16 protein-coding genes and 1 tRNA gene are annotated in these 17,962 nt (G+C 71.3%); 5 read left to right on the top strand and 12 right to left on the bottom strand.

What is annotated here, in order from left to right; translation table 11 throughout:
* Window positions 1-43: 43 nt before the first annotated feature.
* From MKK69_RS19795 to MKK69_RS19805, 3 genes are all read right to left on the bottom strand, one after another.
* Window positions 44-1,198, bottom strand: coding sequence for an efflux RND transporter periplasmic adaptor subunit (locus MKK69_RS19795; RefSeq protein ID WP_243970642.1), 1,155 nt, complete (start codon window positions 1,196-1,198; stop codon window positions 44-46).
* A gap of 143 nt (window positions 1,199-1,341) precedes the next feature.
* A complete protein-coding gene (locus MKK69_RS19800) occupies window positions 1,342-1,662 on the bottom strand; it encodes a rhodanese-like domain-containing protein (protein ID WP_243970643.1) in 321 nt (106 codons plus the stop codon).
* Window positions 1,663-1,773: 111 nt separating this feature from the next.
* Window positions 1,774-3,057 carry a glycosyltransferase family 4 protein gene (locus MKK69_RS19805; protein WP_243970645.1) on the bottom strand — a complete coding sequence of 428 codons (1,284 nt, stop codon included), beginning with the start codon at window positions 3,055-3,057 and terminating at the stop codon, window positions 1,774-1,776.
* Between the two features lie 141 nt (window positions 3,058-3,198).
* Between MKK69_RS19805 and MKK69_RS19810 the strand changes: the two genes are divergently transcribed.
* The 3 genes from MKK69_RS19810 (at window position 3,199) to MKK69_RS19820 (ending at window position 4,569) form a co-directional block, all read left to right on the top strand.
* Window positions 3,199-3,275, top strand: a tRNA-Pro gene (locus MKK69_RS19810).
* Window positions 3,276-3,515: 240 nt separating this feature from the next.
* Window positions 3,516-4,172, top strand: a complete 657-nt coding sequence (locus MKK69_RS19815) for a carboxymuconolactone decarboxylase family protein (RefSeq protein ID WP_243970647.1) — start codon at window positions 3,516-3,518, stop codon at window positions 4,170-4,172.
* A 97-nt stretch (window positions 4,173-4,269) separates the two neighbouring features.
* Window positions 4,270-4,569: a hypothetical protein gene (locus MKK69_RS19820; protein WP_243970649.1), complete on the top strand. Its 300-nt coding sequence runs from the start codon at window positions 4,270-4,272 to the stop codon at window positions 4,567-4,569.
* A gap of 146 nt (window positions 4,570-4,715) precedes the next feature.
* Here the strand turns inward: MKK69_RS19820 and MKK69_RS19825 are convergent, their stop codons facing one another.
* From MKK69_RS19825 to MKK69_RS19865, 9 genes are all read right to left on the bottom strand, one after another.
* Window positions 4,716-4,889 carry a hypothetical protein gene (locus tag MKK69_RS19825; protein WP_243970651.1) on the bottom strand — a complete coding sequence of 58 codons (174 nt, stop codon included), beginning with the start codon at window positions 4,887-4,889 and terminating at the stop codon, window positions 4,716-4,718.
* 138 nt (window positions 4,890-5,027) lie between these two features.
* Entirely contained in the window at window positions 5,028-5,852 is an 825-nt protein-coding gene (locus tag MKK69_RS19830) for an alpha/beta hydrolase (protein ID WP_243970653.1), read from the bottom strand.
* 89 nt (window positions 5,853-5,941) lie between these two features.
* Entirely contained in the window at window positions 5,942-7,249 is a 1,308-nt protein-coding gene (locus MKK69_RS19835; protein ID WP_243970655.1) for a hypothetical protein, read from the bottom strand.
* Window positions 7,246-9,024: an alpha/beta hydrolase family protein gene (locus tag MKK69_RS19840; RefSeq protein WP_243970657.1), complete on the bottom strand. Its 1,779-nt coding sequence runs from the start codon at window positions 9,022-9,024 to the stop codon at window positions 7,246-7,248. Before MKK69_RS19840 ends, MKK69_RS19835 begins: the two co-directional genes overlap by 4 nt.
* Window positions 9,014-11,449 (bottom strand): glycosyl hydrolase 2 galactose-binding domain-containing protein, encoded by a 2,436-nt coding sequence (locus MKK69_RS19845; protein ID WP_243970659.1) that lies wholly within the window; start codon window positions 11,447-11,449, stop codon window positions 9,014-9,016. The genes MKK69_RS19840 and MKK69_RS19845 overlap by 11 nt, the downstream gene beginning before the upstream one ends.
* Before the next feature lie 9 nt (window positions 11,450-11,458).
* Complete coding sequence (locus MKK69_RS19850) at window positions 11,459-12,394, bottom strand: DUF1839 family protein (RefSeq protein ID WP_243970661.1); 936 nt, start codon at window positions 12,392-12,394, stop codon at window positions 11,459-11,461.
* 39 nt (window positions 12,395-12,433) lie between these two features.
* Window positions 12,434-13,390: an amino acid--[acyl-carrier-protein] ligase gene (locus tag MKK69_RS19855; protein ID WP_243970663.1), complete on the bottom strand. Its 957-nt coding sequence runs from the start codon at window positions 13,388-13,390 to the stop codon at window positions 12,434-12,436.
* On the bottom strand, window positions 13,390-14,553 hold the full coding sequence (locus MKK69_RS19860) for an acyl-CoA dehydrogenase family protein (protein WP_243970665.1): 1,164 nt from the start codon (window positions 14,551-14,553) through the stop codon (window positions 13,390-13,392). Before MKK69_RS19860 ends, MKK69_RS19855 begins: the two co-directional genes overlap by 1 nt.
* Window positions 14,550-14,804: an acyl carrier protein gene (locus MKK69_RS19865; RefSeq protein ID WP_243970667.1), complete on the bottom strand. Its 255-nt coding sequence runs from the start codon at window positions 14,802-14,804 to the stop codon at window positions 14,550-14,552. Before MKK69_RS19865 ends, MKK69_RS19860 begins: the two co-directional genes overlap by 4 nt.
* 374 nt (window positions 14,805-15,178) lie before the next feature.
* On the opposite strand from MKK69_RS19865, the gene MKK69_RS19870 reads away from it, so the two are divergent.
* Together MKK69_RS19870 and MKK69_RS19875 are read left to right on the top strand one after the other, a co-directional pair.
* Window positions 15,179-16,321, top strand: coding sequence for an acyltransferase family protein (locus MKK69_RS19870; RefSeq protein WP_243970669.1), 1,143 nt, complete (start codon window positions 15,179-15,181; stop codon window positions 16,319-16,321).
* A 464-nt stretch (window positions 16,322-16,785) separates the two neighbouring features.
* Window positions 16,786-17,955 (top strand): glycosyltransferase, encoded by a 1,170-nt coding sequence (locus MKK69_RS19875; protein ID WP_243970671.1) that lies wholly within the window; start codon window positions 16,786-16,788, stop codon window positions 17,953-17,955.
* Window positions 17,956-17,962: the final 7 nt, after the last annotated feature.

Raw genomic sequence — 17,962 nt, forward strand, 5'->3', positions numbered from 1 at the left:
CCGTGCGGCGCGCTCGTAGGCAGTCGCGGCGAGCCCGTCGGGCTCACGTCTTGCTCGGGGGCAGCTCGACGGTCTCGGGGGTCACCTTCGCGCCGGGCCGGACCCGGGCGATGCCGTTGACCACCACCGTCTCGTCGCCCTTCAGCCCGGACTGAATCACCCGGTAGCCGTCGACCTTCGGGCCGAGCACCACGTCCTTCTGCTGTATGACGTTGTCGGCGCCGACCAGATAGACGATCCGCTTGTCCTGGTTGGCGGCCACCGCCTCGTCGGGAATCATCACCCCCTGGAACGGCTTGGTGGCGGGCATCGACACGATGCCGAACAGGCCGGGCTTGATGAACAAATCGCCGTTCGGCACCGTGGCCCGCAGCAGGATCGTGCCGGTGGCGGTGTCGACCCGGTTGTCCACGAAGTCGAGGGTGCCCTTGCGGGTCGGTTTCGCCTCGCCCGACAGCGAGATCAGGATCGGCACGCCCTTGCCCTGCTGGGTCTGGCCCATGCCGATGCCGAGGCTGGTCTGATATTTCAGGAACGCCTTCTCATCGACCGTGAAGCTGAAATAGATCGGGTCGAGCGACACGATCGTCGTCAGCATCGTCTGGTCGGCGCTGACGATGTTCCCCTCCGTGACCAGCCGCCGGCTGATCCGGCCGTTGATCGGCGCCTTCACCTCGCTGAAATCGAAGTTGAGCTGGGCGTTGTTCAGCGCGGCCTGGGCGCTGTCGACATCCGCTTGGGCGGTCTGCGAGGCCTGCCGGCGCTGGTCGGTCACCTGCTCGGAGATGTTTCCGCTCTTCGAAAGGGTCTGCGCGCGCTCCAGGTCGGTCTGCGAGAACGACTGGCGCGCCTTGGCCGAAGTCAGCGCCGCCTGGGCCTGCTCCAGCGCGGCCTTGTAGGGCCGCCGGTCGATGACGAACAGGACGTCGCCCTTCTTCACCGTCTGGCCGTCGGTGAAGTTGATCTTCTCCAGGTACCCGGTGACCCGCGCACGGACCTCGACGTACTCGATCGGGTCGAAGCGGCCGGTATATTGGTCCTGCTCGACGATCTGACGCACCACCGGCTTCGCCACGGTGACCTTCGGCGGTGGACCGCCCGGGGCCTGGGCGTGCGCGGGCGTCGCGAGCGAACCTGCGGCGAGGCCGGCGGCCAGTCCTGAGAGAACGGTGAGGAGGCTGGTAAGCCGGCTGCGCATCGGGTCCTGCTGTCCATTGGCCGACCGAGGGTCGCGCCGAGCTTGACGATAGTTCCGCCGCAGACGCGCCGTAACCCGCGGGCAACGATGTTGCTTGTGCGCGAGCGCACATGACGGCGGCACAGTCCGGATTGATCCGGCCGCTACGCGATCGTTTCCCCCGCCCCGTACCAGTCCTTGAAGCCGCCCTTGTAGTGGCGGGTGATGTCGAGACCGGCATTCTGCGCCGCGATCAGCGCGTGGACCGAACGCACCCCGGAGGCGCAGGAGAAGACGGGCTGCCGCCCGTCCTCGGCGACGAGGGCAGCCACGGCCTCCGGATCGAATTCGGAGAGCGGATGCGAGACGGCGCCGGGAATATGTCCAGCGCTGTATTCGTGCGGTTCGCGTACATCGATGATCAGCATTGTGCCGTCATCGAGCCCGCGCTTGACCGTATCACGATCGAGGTCGACCACCTGCATCGGCAGGATCTCCGTTCCACCCGAGATTGTTCGGCCGACAGGCTGCATCCGCCTCGCAGACCGACGCTTTTCCTTATTGATCGGGCCGGGGCGGCGCAACTCGGGCCATGGTCAGAGCGCCGCCAGGGTCGGTCCGACCGCGTCGAAATGGGCCGTCCAGTCCGGCGGCACGTAGGCGTCGAGTCGGGCGGCCAGGTCCCGCCGCAGCGGCGACGCCGGAGCGGCCAGCGCCTCGATCGCCGCGAGCCAGCCCGGACCGTCGAGGGGATCGCGGAACAGGGCGAAGCCGTCGGCGATCTCCCGATGGACGGGGATGTCGGAGGCCACCACCGGCAGCCCGGAGGCCGCAGCCTCGACCAGCGGGATCCCGTAGCCCTCCGTGAACGACGGCATTAGCAGCGCGGTGCAGCTGCGCATCAGCGCCGCCAGGCCGTGGGTGGACAGCCCCGTGGCCTCTATCACGTGGGCGCGCACGCCGGGGCACCGCTCCAGCATGTCGATGGCGCTCTCGGCCTCCCAGCCGCGGCGCCCGACCACGACGAGGCGCGGCGCGGCGGCGCCGTGGCGCTCGGCCAGGAGCCGCCAGATCTGGAACAGCAGCAGGTGGTTCTTGCGCGACTCGATCGTGCCGCACACCAGGAAGGTCGGCCGGTCTGGCCGGAACCGCGGCCCCGCGCCCCCGAAGGCGGCCTCGACGCCGAGATGGCCCACCGCCACCGGCGGCCGGCCGAAGCCTTCGGCGGCCAGGTGTTCGAGGGTGCGCCAGCCGGTATCGTCCGAGTTCACCAGGATCGCAGCGGCGTGCCGCCCGATCGTGCGCAGGCGCGCCCTGTGGCGCTCGGCCTCGCCGGCGCGGCCATATTCGGGATGGGTGATCGGGATGAGGTCGTGGACGAAGAAGGCGGCGCGTACGTCCCGGCGCGTGTACAGCCAGTCGAAGCGCCGGGGATCGTCGAGGCGCAGGTGCGAGGTGTGGAGATAGAGCGTGTCGCGGGGGAGCGCGGCCACCGGACGGCCGCGCAGCACGATATCGGCCGCCGTCCGGGCCTGGATCCGGCGCCGCGCATGGGTGCCGGTCCGCCGACCCGAGGCCTCAGACGCCGCATCGAGCCCGGCTGCGCCGCAGCGCGAAGCCAAGCGGCGGTAGATCGGATCCGCCTGCGCCTCCCGGTCCTCGATCCAGCCGGCCGCCACGGCCTCGACGATGGCGAGGGACCGGTCGCGGTCGAGGACCCGCGGCCCGAACGCCGTGGAGACGACGCCGAAGCCGGTTCGGTCACGACCGAGGAAAGCGCGGGCGTAGGCGAGATCGACGCGATCGATTCCCGAGGGGCTGGCGTGGCGCAGGCGCGTGACGAGGCGCGTGAGATCGAAGGCGATCGGTCGGTCGGTCATGATCCTTGGGCGAAACCGGGGGCAGGCGCTCCCCGTAGCGGCCGGAGACGGCGAGCGCCAGCGCGTCCGGCCCGGAGCAGCGGTTCGAAGGGGTTGCACCGGCGGGGCACGAAGGCTATGAGCCCGGAGCCCTTGGGGCATCGGAGTGTAGCGCAGCCCGGTAGCGCACCTGTCTGGGGGACAGGGGGTCGTCGGTTCAAGTCCGGCCACTCCGACCATTTTTGATTTGCTCTGGCAATGCGTTAGCAGAGGCGGTCTTCGGGCCGCCTTTCTCATGTCTGAACCCCGGATGGCTCACCGCCATCCGAGGATCACGACGGAGCCGGAGACCGCCACGGCCGCGGCCCTGACGGTGGGCGGCTCGCGCCACGCCGGGCGACTGGATCTTCGCAGGGGCATGGCGGACTATCCCCGCCCAGAGAGGCGCGCCAGAGCGTGCCCGTACCAGGGAGGGATCGATGGGCCTGTTCGGAGCCAAGGGGCATGCGGCCGCGGCCATCGTAGCGGCGGCCGGCGGATGGCTGGCGGTACAGACGTCCTGGGGCGCGCCTGGCCAGGAACCGCGGTTCCCGCAACTGACGCTGGATCAGCTCACGCCGGCCCAGCGTCCGGTCGGCGAGATGATAATGAAGGTCTCGAGTGTCGGGATCGGCGGACCGTACAACCCGATGATCCGCAGCCCCGAGATGGCGCAGCGGATGTACGACCTCCTCGATTACCTGCGCTGGCACACCTCGGTCCCGACGCGGCTGAACGAGTTCGCCATCCTGATCCAGGGGCGCCTCTGGCGCTCGCAGGTCGAGTGGTATGCCCATTATCCGCTCGCGATCAAAGCCGGGCTCTCCGAACAGGTCGCGGCCGACCTCAAGGCGAACAGGCGGCCGGAGGGCATGACGCCCGACGAGGCCGCCGTGTACGACTTCTGCATGGAGCTCTCCACGAAGCAGGCGGTCTCCGACGAGACCTTCGCGCGCGCCAAGGCGGTGCTGGGTGACCAGGGCGTCGTCGACCTGACCACGCTCACCGGCACCTATGTGACGATCGCCATGCTGCTGAGCATGGCGCAGGAGGGCGTGCCCCCCGGGAAGGAGCCGCCGTTCAAACCGGGCGAGTAAGCGGCAGTTGCATGAGAGTGTGGCGCCTGGGTTCGGCGGGCTGAACTTCGCTGAGCGTCAGCCGTTCCCGAGGCGCAACACTCGTACGGATGAGCTCATGACCCGCACTCTCGTAGCCCTGGCGAGCGCCGTCGGCATCGCCCTGGCCGGTCCTGCCGTGGCGCAGGTGGTCACCGGCGGCGCCGGCAACACCGGCGTGGCCCCGCCGGCCACCACGGGCGGTGTCGCCCCCGGGGCACGCGATCTCGGGCCCAGCCCGATCACCCGGGGGAACGAGGCCAATTCGAGCAACTCGTCCGTCCCTGGCACAACGCCGGATGTGAACATCGGTGGCACGCCGACCGGTGGGCCGCCCGGTACCGGAGGCACGTCGGGCGGCCCGTCGCTCGGCCGATAAGGCCGCCCGGATATGCGCCTCACGGAACGCGTAAAGCGCCGTGATGGCGCCCAGGTCGACATCGAGGCCATCGGGCGCCGCAGCAAGGAGCGCCGGTGCCGTGCGAGGCCGGCGCGGGCGCGACGCCCGGAATGCCCGGTGACCCGCTACTCGTCGGACGCACCGGCCGCCTCACCGCCGACCACGGCGGCGGCATAGGTCATCTCGCGCGCGGCGCGCTGCAGTTCGGAATGCGCGATGCTGTCGGCGAGCTTGATGAGGCTCACGAGCAGCAGCGCGAGCAGCAGAAAACGGCGGAGCGTGAGCGCGGCGACGGGCATGGGGAGCGCCTCGTGGAGACGCCTGAACGCTATCCGAGCCGCCGCGCGATGGCTGCAACGGCGAGAGCACAGCGGCACGAAATGACAACGGCCATGATGTGGCGGCGATCCGGCGCGACGGTGACGACGGCCCGTGCGCTACGGTCCGGCATGCGCGCCCGCCACGAACCGCGCGACGTCGTCCGCGGTCGGGGCCATGAGGCTGAAGGGAAAGCTCAGCGACCGGACGATCTGGCCGTGACCGAGCCCTGCATAGATGTGCATCTCCTGACGGGCGTGGTCGTCGCGCAGCCGGTCCGCGAGCGCCATCGTTCCGGACGGCCGGACGTCCTGGTCCGCGGCGCCGGTCAGCAGCAGCAGCGCCGGGTGCGGGCCGGCGGCGTGATTGATCGGCTGCAGGGTGGGGTCGGCGCCGGTGAAGACCTGCGCGTCCAGCGGATCGGTCAGCGCGGTGACCGCGTAGGGTCCGGCGAGGCCGACGATTCCGGCCAGATCCTCCGGGCTGGATCCGGCCTGCTTGAGCCATGTCGCGTCGAGCCCCAGCATGGCCGCGGCCCAGGCGCCGGAGGAATGGCCCGCCACCACGACGCGGTGGGGATCGCCTCCCAACTCGGGCGCGTGGGCGATGGTCCAGGCGACCGCCGCAGCGTTGTCGGCCAGGATACCGGACAGGCTGGCGGCCGGGAAGTGCCGGAACTCGGGGATCACCACGACGAAACCCCGGCGCGCGAAGGCGGCGCCGACATAGGCGACCTCCTCCTTGGAGCCCGTCCGCCACCCGCCCCCGTAGAGGAACACCAGGACCGGGCTCGGACCGGGCACGCTCGGCCGGTAGATGTCGGCCTCGTGCCGGATCCCGGGGGCGTAGGCGAGGTCCCGGTCAACGTGGACCTCCACCGGGGCGAGGAGGTTCAGGAGCACCAGGGTCGCGCTGACGAGCTTGTCGCAGAGGAGGCTCAACATGGGATGCGCACCGCCCTCGACGCCGGGTCCGGGCACCGGACCAAAGCTCCGGCGGCCGCTTTCGCAAAGGAATGTCGCCCCATCGCCACTTACAGCACCTCCAGCACGCCGAGCCGGTCGGTGACCTGGAGCGGGACGCGCCGATCGGGCGGAAGCGCATGCACGCTCACGGAGCCGTCATCCGCGAAGCGATGCAGTCGCAGCGCCCGCGGCTGCTGCGACAGGCGGATCTCGACCGCCCGCGGGGGAGCGTCGGGTCGGGGGGCGCGGCTGCGCCGGTCCCACCCGTCGAGCCCGAGCCAGACCGGCACCAGAACGGCGCCGTCCCGCCGGGCGAAGCGGGCGGCCACGAGGTCGGGGGTCGCGGCGGGGGCCGCGACCTCGACCGCCCCGGCGAAAGGCGCGCCGGCCGCCTCGCCGCCACCGAACAGCCGGACGAGGCTGCGCAGGGCCGCGAAACCGGGGGTCGGCCGGCCGTCATGGGCGAGGAGGCCGAAGCGGCTCTCCGGGTCGCCGTCGCCGTGATCGAAGCTGGAGATGAGTTCGTAGAGGTAGGTCCGGCGCACACCCTGCAGGTAGCTCCACAGGAGCAGGCGCGGGATGTAGCGCGCCCGGATGCCCTCGGAGACCGGCAGGTGGGCGCTGCCGGTGGCGAGCGCCGTGTGGTAGCCGTTCTCGGTGGCGATCACGGGCGCGGGCCCGAAGACCGGCCGGGCTGCCGCGACGAAACGGGCGAGGCTGCCGCCGCCGCTCGTCTCGGGGTGCTCGGCCCCCGGATAGGCATGGATGTTGGCGAGATCGACCACAGCCGCGAGATCCTGCGCGGCGGCGACGTTGCCCTGAATGTAGCTCGGTCCGGCGACCCTCACGGATCGATGCCGGGCATCCGCACGCACCGCCCGGAACAAAGCCGCCTGATGGTCGGCGGAGAGGCGTGGCAGGTCGGGCCGGCCGGCGATCGGGGGCTCGTTGCCGCCCTCGGCCACGACGAGCCCGCCGCCGGCCCAGCCGGCGAACTCCGCGAAGCGCTCCGGGGGAACCCGCGGCCCCGGCGTCAGACCGTCATAGAAGACGAGGCTGAAGCGATAGCCGCGTTCGGCCAGGGCGGCGATCCGCGCGAACTGCCCGGCGGGCTCGCCGCCGGTGAGTACGATGTCGTCGCGCAGATGGCGCAGGCCGAGCTCGTCGAGAGCGGCCGCGCAGGCGGCGAAGCGCTCGACATAGGGGCTGCCGCCGTGGCCGAGATGCACGTTCACGCCGATGGAATCGATCAGGTCCTCGCACCGGTGCAGGGGCGCGGCTGAGGCCCCCGTGGCCAAAGAGCCCGCTGCCAGGGATCCAACCGCCAGGGACCCTGCGGCCATCGTCATGGCCGACCGGCGCGTGAAGGCCGTCATGTCGCGACCATGTGCCAGGTGGCCACGGCTCGATCCGGCTTCCTGGAGCGCGCCGCGGGAACGCGCCGTGCCGCGCGCAGGAGGTCGCGCACCGCGAGGCCGAGCACCGCCTGCGCCGCGGCCGAACCGAGGTTGTGGTCGGCATCCGGCACGATCGTCACCGGGGCACCGAGGCGCCGTCCGGCGCGGCTCGGCGAGCGTCCGAGGTGTCGGCGCAGGGCGGCCAGGCCGGGATCGCCCGCGCTGTAGACCAGGCGGATCTCGGCGCCGCGGCGCCGGATCGCGGCCACGCGCCGGGCGACCGACCCGCCCGGAGCCTGCACCCGCCAGGCGCGTCGGACCCGCCGCAGCGCCGCGTCGAACCCGCGCCGGGCCAGGACACCGGCGATCGCCCCGACCCGGATCTGGCCGCGGAACAGGCGGCGCCACGTGGCGCCCTGGGTCAGGAGCGCTGCGTAGGTGGCGGCGCTGCCGTAGGTCTGGCGGATCACGCTGTCGACATCCTGATCCGGATCCCAGTCGAAGCAGTGGAGGTTGACCAGCAGCGCCCCGTCGATCCGCGGATCCCGGCAGAGCGCGTGGAAGGCCGCGTAGGCCCCGCTGCAGCCGCCGACGAGCACGATCGGCCCGCCTTGGGCGAGATGGTCGACCGCCCGGACCACGTCCGCGTAGCCATCCGGGGCGAAGAGCGGCCGGCCGCCGTCCGCACGCCCGGCGCTGTCGCCGATCCCGCCCAGGTCGAGGCGGAACGAGCCGACGCCCTCGGCGGCGAGATTCCGGGCGAGCCGGGTGGTCTGCCGCCCCCACCCCGAGCGGACGGTCATGCCGGTGGAGACGAAGAGAATTGTCGGCGTGCCGGGTTCCGGCCTGTGCGGGGTGCAGCGGATGCCGAACAGGCCCGAATCGAGCCGGATCGGCTCCTCGGTCCAATCCGCGCCCGCCAGGCGCGCCGGGGGCGGGACCGTCGCGGCCGCCTCCGCCGGGGCGACCCCGTCCGCCACGAAGGCGGTGATGCGCTCGAAATCCCCCTCCGGCACCTTCACGAAGATCGGATCGCCCACGAGATGCGCCAGGCCTAGGAAGGGTCCCGCCTCAACGGCGCAGCCGATCGCGCCAAGGCGGGCAGCCAGCGCCGCCGGGTCCGGGGCGAGGAGCAGCACGCGGGGGGCCGGGGGCTTGGCGATCCGCGCGAGATTCAGCCCAGCGAGTTCGGCCAGGAAGGCCGCATCCATGCGGAAGCCACCGACGGTGAGACCCTCCAGCTCCGGGGGCGGAGCGGAGCCGTCCGGGAGGCGCCCGATCGTCTGCGCCCGCATCCGCATCTCGCGCAGGTAGGCCCGTCCGGTGGCGACCGGCGCGAGCAGGACGAGGCGGTCCACGGGCTCCGCCTCCGCGGCCAGGGCCGCGAAGGTCGCGCCGAGCCGTAGGCCGACGAGGACGATTTCGGCGACGCCGGCCGTCTCGCGCAGGAACCGGATCGCCTGGCCGATCGCCGCGACGGAGGCAGCGACCCCAGCGGCATCGAGATCGGCGGAATCGCCCTCGCCCGGGGCGTCGAAGCGCAGGGTCGGGCAGCCCGCACCGGCGAGCCTCTCGGCCAGCGCCCGCCAGGGGCGGTACGCGGCCATCTGCTCGAAGCCATGCGCGCCGCAGAGGACCACGCCGCGCCGCCCGGGTGCCGGATGAAACCAGCCGAACAGGCCCGCAAAGGTCACCGGATAGGGATCGAGCGGGCCGGGGGCGGGGGCGATCATAGCCCGGGCTTCAGATGTCATGACCGAACTCCGCGCTCTCGCTGCTGTTGATGGCCCGGACGCTGCCGCGGGGGAGCCGGGTCCGGCCGGGGAAGGCGATCAGCCGCGCCGTCCCCGGCGCCAGATGGAAGCCGGTATCGGCGGGGCGTGCGCCGGGGGCCTGGATCTGGACGCCGAGGGCGAGGCGCTCCGTGGCGATGCGCAGGGCCGGACCCGACTCGGTCATCACCGGCTCGGCACGAAGCCCGATGGCGCCTTGGGCGATCGGGCGCGGGCCGGGGAAGTGGAAGCTCTCGGCCATGATACCTCCGTCCGCCCCGGTCAGGCACGCATGGGCGACATCGTGGATCCGCGGCCCGAACCGGTAGCTGTCGGTGGCGTCGAAGAAGCGGCCGAGCAGTTCGGCGGAGGTCAGGGTCAGCGCGGCGCGAGCACCAAGCGTTACGCCGCGCTCGGCCCGCGCCGCGACCCGGCCGCCGCAATCGGCGAACGTCAGCGTGACGGTCAGCGCGCGGATGTCCGCAGTCTCGTTGAGGACGTGGAGGTGCAGGCCGTCCAGACCCTCGTCGGTGAGGAGAACCTGCACCGGGCGAAAGGCGCGCTTGAGCGCGTACCATGCGGATTTCGGCTGCTGCCGCCAGTCGATCACGCCCCAGCCGGCCCCCGGCCCGAGATCGCGCAGGGCCAGGACGAGGCCGCCCGCGGTCGGCGAGCGCGGCCGGCGCCACTCCGCGAATGTCGCCTCCATCACCTCGGCGACGGCGGCACGCCCGAGTTCGAGATAGCGCTCCGGGTCGTCCAGGCGCAGCGCGGCCGGATCGACCCCGTAGAGGAGGCCGACGTAATGGTCGCGGACGGTCTCGAAGTCCCAATCGGCACCCCGATCGCGGGGGATGCCCGCCGCCCAGGCCGGATCGGTCGGATCGACGGGCCCGGGGGTCCCCGGCTCGGGCGGGTTGGCGAAGGCGAGGCACTCGCTGGCGAATCCGACCTCGGCCCGGCGGGCATCCGCGAGGGGCCGGCGATAGGCACCGACGCCGAAGTAATGCGTGCAGCCTGCGCGCGGGGAGAACGGCAGGGCCCCGCCGGAGGGCGAGTTGGGCACGACCACGAGGTCGGGCCGCTGGGCCGCCGCCAACGTCGCGAGGGTCGTCTCGCAGAAGGTGTCGGCCCAGACGGCACGCGGGGCGCCGAGCATCGCGGCCTGCTGCCAGACCTCGCTGCCTCCGCACAGGACGCAGAGCGACGGCGCGGTCTGGGTGCGGTCGAGGAACGCCGTGACCTCCCGGGCGAGGCCGGCGGCGAAGTCCGGATCGTCGTGCGGATAGTCGAAATTGGCCAGCATCAGGTCCTGCCAGACCAGGATGCCGAGTTCGTCGCACTGATCGTAGAAGTCGGTCGATGGATAAAGCGTCGTGCCCGGGACCCGCAGCATGTTCATGCCGGCTTCCCGGGCCAGCGCGAGCAAGGTCCGGGTTCCATCCGAGCTCAGCCCGACGAGGTCCGGCGGCGTCCAGTTGGCGCCGCGGCAGAAGACCGGCACGCTGTTGACGGCGAGCGACAGGCCCTCCGCGAAGGGGCGGGTCAGCGACAGGGATCGGAAGCCGACCCGGCCGAGATCGACAAGCGCCCCATCGACCCGCGCCTCGACCCGGTGGAGATGCGGCGCGCCGTGGGTATGCGGCCACCACGGGGCGACCCCGGGCAGCACGAGTTCGCCGGCGAACAGGCCGGGCGCGATCTCGGAAAGCGGCGTCTCGCGCCCGTCGCACAGGAGCACCGCCGCACCGGCCCGGCCCTCGATCCGCAGGCGCGCGGCCAGGCGACCGGTATCCCCATCCAGGGTCGCACGCAGGTCGGCGGACGCGAGTCCGGGGCGCACGGCCTCGACGGTGATCGGCCGGTAGGGGCCGACGAGGTCGATCTCCGGGCACCAGCCCGGCATGAAGCCGAGGGCGCTGGTGCGCATGTGGCGCAGCGATCCCGGCGTGATCATCCGCGGCCGCCAGCGCCCGCGCTTGGCCGGCCTGTCGAGCGCCGGGCGCAGAGCGCGGAAGCAGAGCGCGAGATCGGACTCGGCGCCGAGTTCGGCCTCGACGGCGTGCGGCTCGAACATCGTGCGGGCGCTGAGGAGCGGGGCGCCGTCGAGCCAGACCTCGGCAAGCGTCGCCAGCCCCTCGAACCGCAGGCGGACAGGGCCGGGACCGGCGAGGCGGGTCCGATACCAGACGTCGCGGTCGTGGATCGGCGTGGGGGCGGTCTCGGTCCAGCGCCCGGCCGCCGTGAGGGCGGACGCGGCGGTTCCGGGAACGTGGGCCGGGATCCAGTCGGTGATGCCGCCGAGATCGCCCGGACCGGCGCAGGCCCCGGGCGGCGTCAGGGCGAGCCGCCAGGGGCCGGCCAAAGCCTCCGGCGCCCGCCCGTCGACGCTGCGGATGAGGGCCATCGGGCGACCCTAGCGGCCGAGGGCGCCGTCGAGGGACGCGAACACGCGCTCGTAGGTCGCAGCCAGACGGTCGAGGCGCGGGGCCAGTCCCTCGGCCTGGCGGCGGTGGAAGGCACGGGCGAGCTGGAACTGGAACGCCTTCGCCTCGCGGCTCAGGCCGGCGGCCGCCTCCGCGGCGGGCGCAAAGGCGCCGGCGCCGGACGCGTCGAGCCAGGTGAGGTGGCTCGCCAGCATCTCGAAATTCGCGCCGAGCTGGCGGGTCGTGTTGAACGCGTAGGCGTGGAACACGCCGAGCGGCTGGCACACAAGCGCCCCGGCCGTGGCCGCCAATGCCTCGCGGAACGCCAGGATCGGGTTCCGCTCCGGCGCCCGGGCGCGATGCTTGGCGAGCAGGTCCAGGGCAACGCCCGGAAGCTCCGACGCGGGCAGGGGCGGGGCGACAGTCTTCACGAACTCGGCGTAGGGCGGCAGGGTCGCGGGGCCGAAGATCCCGGCATAATCCGCCCCCGAGAGGCGGAAGCGGCCGGCATTGTGCAGGTAGTCGAGTTCGCCCGCCGCCGGGTCGAGGGCGAGGATGCCGATCGTCGTCTTGCTGTGGTCGCGCCCGTAAGTGGTGCCATGGGTGTCGGGCAGGTAGATCGCGTCGACCTCGACCAGCACTGGCCGGCCGGCCGCCATCTGGGTCAAGGCGTGCGCCTCGAGACCGGCGTAGACCGCGAGTTCCAGCACCTCCAGGCCGTAGAGCCGCTCGATGTCGCCGGGCGGCGGCTTGAAGAAGGTGAACTGGTCGCCCTCGAAATCCTGCCGGAGCGTGAAGCCCAGCATCGCCTCCGGGACGAGGCCGCGACCGTGCAGCAGCTCGATCCAGAGGTCGACGTAGCAGTTGGTCTCCGGCCAGTCCCGGACCCCATCGTGGAGCGGATGCGGCACGTAGGGGCCTGCCATTCCGAGCCCCGAGGGCAGGCGCAACGCGGCGGTCACCGCTCAGCCCCAGAGCGCGGTGCGCACGGAATCGGGCCATGCGGCGAGGTCGAGACCGTGATGCTTCAGGAGCGCCAGGGTGATCCGCTCCAGGCCGAAGCCGACGCAGGCGGTGTGGGCGACGCCCCCGTCCGCCTGGCGCAGCTCCCAGGTGCTGCCGAAATGGTCCTGGTGGTAGTTGAAGCTCAGGCAGGCGGTCGGCTTCTCGACGCTGTTGACCGGCACGTTCAGCTCGAACTTGAGGCCCTGCGCCCGCTGGTTGTTGGCGAGCATCCGGCCGGCCCGCCCGAAGAACGGGTCGTTGGCGGCGTCGATGGCGACCGGCAGGCCGAGATCACGCATCATCGCGGTGCCGCGCTCCAGCCAGGATTCGCGGAAGGCCAGCACCTGCTCCGGGCTGCCCATGCGCACGTATTCGCGCATCCGGAACAGCTGCATCCGGGTCGGCTCCAGCGAGGGCTCGCGCCGGAAGCAGTAGGATTGCAGGTCGAACAGGCGCCCTTCGGCGGGCAGCGCCCCCCGGGCGGCGGCCACCGGATAGAGCGGGTAGCAGGCGGCCGGCGTCAGGACGACGTCGGTGGCTTCCTGCTGCCCGGTCCAGTCGCGGCCCTCCTCGACGCAGGCCAGGATCTCGGCGTGGCCGGCGCCGTCGCCGCAGAAGCTGTGGATCGTGCCGGCGAGGTTCGGAAAGCCCTTGAGATAGCCGCTGCGCTCGAAGGCCGGCCGGCTCATGCCGGGCGGGAAGCGCATCACCTCGGCGTCGTCGGCGGCGCCGAGGCGCGAGATTAGGCGGTCGAGGGCCTCGACCACGCTCTCGAAGGCGCCGCTGCGGCCATAGAGGCCGTCGACGCCGGTGCGGATCAGCAGGCCGTGGTCGAACAGCCGGTCGAGGAAGGTCGGGCCGCCCTCCGGCTCCTCGTCGAGGATGAGGTCGCCCTGGGGAGAAGAGATCGATTCCATCACGCGCTCATGAGCTGGCCGCTGCCCTTCTGCACGAGCAGGAGCTTGGCGGTGTTGGCGAGGATGCGGTCGTTGCCGATCATCAGCGGCGCCGAGAGGACGTCGCGCAGGGATCGGCCGAGGCTGTAGGGGGTGTCGTTCTTGTAGCCGGAGAGCCCGACGATCGAGAGGGCGCGCCGCACGATGTCGACCGCCATGTCCGAGACGGTGACCTTCAGGTTGTTGAGCATCACGCTGAAGCCCAGAGACCCGATCGTGTCGGCATCGCCGTGCGCGTCCTCGAACCGGCGCAGGGCCGACACGACGGTGCCGCGCATGGCCTGATGGGCGTTGACGACCTCGGCGAGCCGCAACGCCGTGGGCGGCACCTTGCCGGGGGCGCGGCGCGCCTCGGCCTGGACGAAGGCCCGGGCGCGGTCGACCGCGTAGGTGGCGATGCCGTACCAGACGCTGCTCCACAGCAGGTGCGACGAGGCCAGCATCGAGACGGCGGCGATCTCGGCGAAGGGTTTGGGCAGGATCTGCTCGACCGGCACGCCGCGGGCCTCCAGCCGGAAGCCGTCGCTGCAGGTGCCGCGCATGCCGAGCGTGTCCCACTGGCTGGTGCGGTCGAGCGAGATCTGATCGGCCATAAGCGCGACCAGCACCTGGTCGGAGGTCGCGGCCTCCGGGTGGCGCCGGGCGGTGGCGAGGATCAGGTCGGCCTGGGCGCCGTAGGAGATCACGGAGGCGTCCTTGCCCAGCGAGAAGGTCTCGCCGGTCGTCTCGACCGCGCAGAGGGAGTTGCGCAGGTCGCCGCCGATGCCGGCCTCGGTGGTCGAGGAGGCGACGAGCAGCTGCTCGCGGGCGATCCGCTCCATCAGCCGGCAGTGCCACGCGCTGTCGAGCCCGTGGGTCACGAGGCTCGACACCTTGATGTGGTGCATGGCGAAGACCATCGCGGCCGCGCTGCAGGCATGGCCGAGCGTGCTGCAGACCTCGGCGATCTGCACAAGCCCGGCGCCCTCGCCGCCGAACTGTCCCGGGATCTGAAGGCCCAGAAGGCGCTCGTCCTTCAGGGCGGCGACCGCTTCCGCGGGGAAGCGGCCCTCGCGGTCGACGGCATCGGCGTGGCGCGCCGCCACCGCCGCCGCCCGCTCTGCACGCGCGGCCAGGGTGCTCATGCGGCTTCCTGCCGGACCAGGGTGGACACCGCTTCGCTGATCGCGCGGATCGACGAGAAGGACTTGCGGTTAAGGAGCTCGTCGGGGAACTCGATGTTGAAGCGCTCCTCGAGCGCCAGCATCAGCTGGACCGAGCCGAACGAGTCGAGGCCCATGTCGAACAGGCTTGCGTCGTCGGAGAGCTGATCGGACTTCCCCGCGAAGGCTTCGTTCGAGCCCAGGATCTCACGGATGTCTTGGGAGATGTTCAAGGGGGAACTCCTTAATTCAGTGCGCGGCACTTTATTGATCCGCCCCGCTGGGCGTCAAATATTCTATTGATTAATAGTAAACAATCACACGATGCGCAGCGCGAAGCTGGGAAGCGTGGCCATGAGCAACCGGACTGCACCGGTTTGGCTATAATGGACGTCGGCGCCTTTATAATGACTTTCCATCGCATATTGACGCGTGTTTCAGCCCGGACATGTGGACAACACTGTTCCGATCCCCGTGTCGGGCCGGGCCTGGGCAGCTTATTCAGCACGAATCGCGAGTCTCCGTGACTCGGCGGAGCCGGTTCCGGCATGGTGGCACGTCCTCGCCCCACCCCGGCGGGCGACCTCCCGCGGCTAGCCGGCGCGCCATGCTCTACAATCTCCAGATCCTGCGTGCCCTCGCGGCCTACCTCGTCTTCCTGACGCATTTCGGCCTCTACGCGGGACCGGTCCTGCCGCGGCCGGATTTCCTCGCCTTCGGCGCGGCCGGCGTCGACGTCTTCTTCGTCCTGTCCGGCTTCATCATGTTCGTGAGCACAGGCGCGCGTTCCGCCCGAGGGGAGGGGGGGCCGGCGCAGGCGGGCGCGTCGCGCCGGGACCGAGGCGAGGGGATCGGCGCCTTCCTGGTGCGGCGGGCCGCGCGCGTCATTCCGGTCTACTGGCTCGTCACCCTGGGTCTCGCCCTCATGGCGCTGGCGGGCCTGAGGCCGATCGGCATCATGGAAGTCCGGCCGGAATACCTGCTCCAGTCGCTGCTGTTCCTGCCGTTCTCACGGGGCGGCTACGTCGAGCCGCTGAATTCCGTGGGCTGGACGCTCAATTACGAGATGTTCTTCTACGCGGTCTTCGCCGGGCTGCTGCTGGTGCCGACCCGGGCCATGCGCGCCCTCGCGGCGGTCGCGATCTTCCTCGGCCTGAGCCTGCTGGGGCAGCTGCCGGTTCCCGGACTGTACTGGGCCTATTACACGAAGCCGATCGTGCTCGAATTCGCCGCGGGCATCGGCCTCGGCTATATGTATTTGCGCTTCGGCGCTCCGCCGGCCGGCTTCCCGGTCCGGCGCGTGGCCGGCACCGCCGTCGTGATGGCCGGACTGCTCGTCCTCGGCGGCCAGGCCGGCGCCTACGCCCTCGGCGCGCAGCCCGAATTGACGGGGTTCGTCCGCCCCCTGGTCTGGGGCTCCGCCGCCAGCCTGATCGTCGGCGCGATGCTGCTGCTGGAGCGGGGGGGCATCACCCTGCGCTCCCGCTGGCTGCTGTCCCAGGGGAACGCCAGCTACTCGTTCTATCTGGTCCACAACCTGCTGCTCCACGCCGCCTCCAAGGTCGCGGCTGTTCTCCCGGTCGCAGGCGGCGTACGGGCCGTGCTGATCTTCCTGCTGGCCTTCGCCGCTTCCGCGGCGGTCGGGGAGGTGCTGTACCGGCGCGTGGAAGCCCCGATGAACGCGGCCCTCCGGCGGCGCTTCGACCGCCGCCCGCTCCCCGCACCGTTGCCGAGCGCCCTGACGCCGTAACGGCGATCCCGACATCCGACTGCGCATACGCGATTCACGGCGGGGATCAGCGGCCGTGGATGGGGGGAGGGCGGGCACGTGGCCGTCCTGGACCGCCACACGCGCCGACCATGCGATGATCCCGAACGCGAAGCGTGACGGCGCTGGCCCGCACACGATGGGGCAGGGCCGTTGCTGTCCTGCCGGGCGATGCTGTCCTGTGCCCGCGTCCGGCCGATGAGACCACCACCGACGGATGCGGCCCAACCAATATATTAACCATACTTACAAATGAAAATTAAGTCTGTTACCGATCACGGTCGCCCGCATAAGCACTAATTTCCGCGGCGGCTCCCGTATTCACTCCTTTTTTAAAGGCGATGTCCCATCTAGGGTCCGGTCTGTGCCTCTGCTCACCGTTTCCTGTGAGGTCGGCCGGCGGAAACTCTTTCTCCCGGCCGCGGCGCGTCGACGAGGTAGCTGTGATGCGTGTCGCGATTGTTCACGACTGGCTGTACGTCGTCGGAGGGGCCGAGCGCGTCCTGGAGCAGTTGCTGAAGCTCTACCCGGACGCGGACGTCTTCACGCTGTTCGACTTCCTGCCGGCGGCGGACCGGACGCGGATCGGCTACGAGAACGCCCGGACCAGCTTCATCCAGCGCCTGCCCTTCGCGCGCACGCGGCACCGGGCCTACCTGCCGCTGATGCCGATCGCGATCGAGCAGTTCGACCTGTCGGCCTACGACCTGATCATCTCCAGCAGCTACGCCGTGGCCAAAGGGGTGCTGACCGGGCCCGATCAGTTGCACGTCTCATATGTGCATTCGCCGATGCGCTACGCCTGGGACCTGCAGCACACCTACCTGCGCGAGAGCGGCTGTGACGCGGGCGTCAAGAGCCTGGTCGCCCGCCTCATCCTGCACCGCATGCGCCTCTGGGACGTGCGCACGGCCTCCGGGCCGAACGCGATCGTGGCCAACTCCGCGTTCGTCGCGCGGCGCATCCAGAAGGTCTACGGCCGCACCGCCGAGGTGATCCATCCGCCGATCACCCTGTCGAGCCAGCGCTTCGATGGCCCGCGGGGCAACCACTTCCTCGTGGCGAGCCGGCTCGTTCCCTACAAGAACGTGGAGGCGGTGGTCCGCGCCTTCGCGCTGCTGCCGGATCTCCACCTCGTGGTGGCCGGCAGCGGCCCCGATGCCGCCCGGCTGCGGGAGATCGCCGGGCCCAACGTCTCGTTCGTGGGCTTCGTCTCCGACGAGGGACTGCGCCAGCTCATGGCCACCGCCCGCGCCTTCATCTTCGCCGCGGAGGAGGATTTCGGCATCATCGTGGTCGAGGCCTCCTCGGAGGGCACCCCGGTCCTCGCCCTCGGCCGCGGCGGTGTGCGCGAGACGGTCCAGACGCGCGGCCCGCAGCGGACCGGCATGTTCTTCGACACGCCCGATCCGGAGGCGATCGCGGCCTGCGTGCACGGCTTCATGCAGCAGGAACACCATTTCACCCGCGAGGCCTGCCGGGCGCAGGCCGACCTGTTCTCGGCCGAGCTGTTCCGGAGCCGGTTCTCCCGCTTCGTCGATGAGCAGATGGCCCTGCACCGGGCGGCCTGCGAGCCCCGGACACGCACCCTCCCGCGCCTCGAAGCAGTGGGCTGAGACCGAT

The sequence above is a fragment of the Methylobacterium sp. J-026 genome, from assembly GCF_022829585.1.
Lineage (GTDB): Bacteria > Pseudomonadota > Alphaproteobacteria > Rhizobiales > Beijerinckiaceae > Methylobacterium.

Coding starts and splice junctions, on each gene's coding strand:
- MKK69_RS19860 (WP_243970665.1), bottom strand. CDS start 14,553: ATGAGCACCCTGGCCGCGCGTGCAGAGCGGGCGGCGGCGGTGGCGGCG.
- MKK69_RS19825 (WP_243970651.1), bottom strand. CDS start 4,889: ATGCCCGTCGCCGCGCTCACGCTCCGCCGTTTTCTGCTGCTCGCGCTG.
- MKK69_RS19855 (WP_243970663.1), bottom strand. CDS start 13,390: ATGGAATCGATCTCTTCTCCCCAGGGCGACCTCATCCTCGACGAGGAG.
- MKK69_RS19830 (WP_243970653.1), bottom strand. CDS start 5,852: ATGTTGAGCCTCCTCTGCGACAAGCTCGTCAGCGCGACCCTGGTGCTC.
- MKK69_RS19875 (WP_243970671.1), top strand. CDS start 16,786: ATGCGTGTCGCGATTGTTCACGACTGGCTGTACGTCGTCGGAGGGGCC.
- MKK69_RS19795 (WP_243970642.1), bottom strand. CDS start 1,198: ATGCGCAGCCGGCTTACCAGCCTCCTCACCGTTCTCTCAGGACTGGCC.
- MKK69_RS19840 (WP_243970657.1), bottom strand. CDS start 9,024: ATGACATCTGAAGCCCGGGCTATGATCGCCCCCGCCCCCGGCCCGCTC.
- MKK69_RS19850 (WP_243970661.1), bottom strand. CDS start 12,394: ATGGCAGGCCCCTACGTGCCGCATCCGCTCCACGATGGGGTCCGGGAC.
- MKK69_RS19805 (WP_243970645.1), bottom strand. CDS start 3,057: ATGACCGACCGACCGATCGCCTTCGATCTCACGCGCCTCGTCACGCGC.
- MKK69_RS19800 (WP_243970643.1), bottom strand. CDS start 1,662: ATGCAGGTGGTCGACCTCGATCGTGATACGGTCAAGCGCGGGCTCGAT.
- MKK69_RS19835 (WP_243970655.1), bottom strand. CDS start 7,249: ATGACGGCCTTCACGCGCCGGTCGGCCATGACGATGGCCGCAGGGTCC.
- MKK69_RS19845 (WP_243970659.1), bottom strand. CDS start 11,449: ATGGCCCTCATCCGCAGCGTCGACGGGCGGGCGCCGGAGGCTTTGGCC.
- MKK69_RS19820 (WP_243970649.1), top strand. CDS start 4,270: ATGACCCGCACTCTCGTAGCCCTGGCGAGCGCCGTCGGCATCGCCCTG.
- MKK69_RS19815 (WP_243970647.1), top strand. CDS start 3,516: ATGGGCCTGTTCGGAGCCAAGGGGCATGCGGCCGCGGCCATCGTAGCG.
- MKK69_RS19870 (WP_243970669.1), top strand. CDS start 15,179: ATGCTCTACAATCTCCAGATCCTGCGTGCCCTCGCGGCCTACCTCGTC.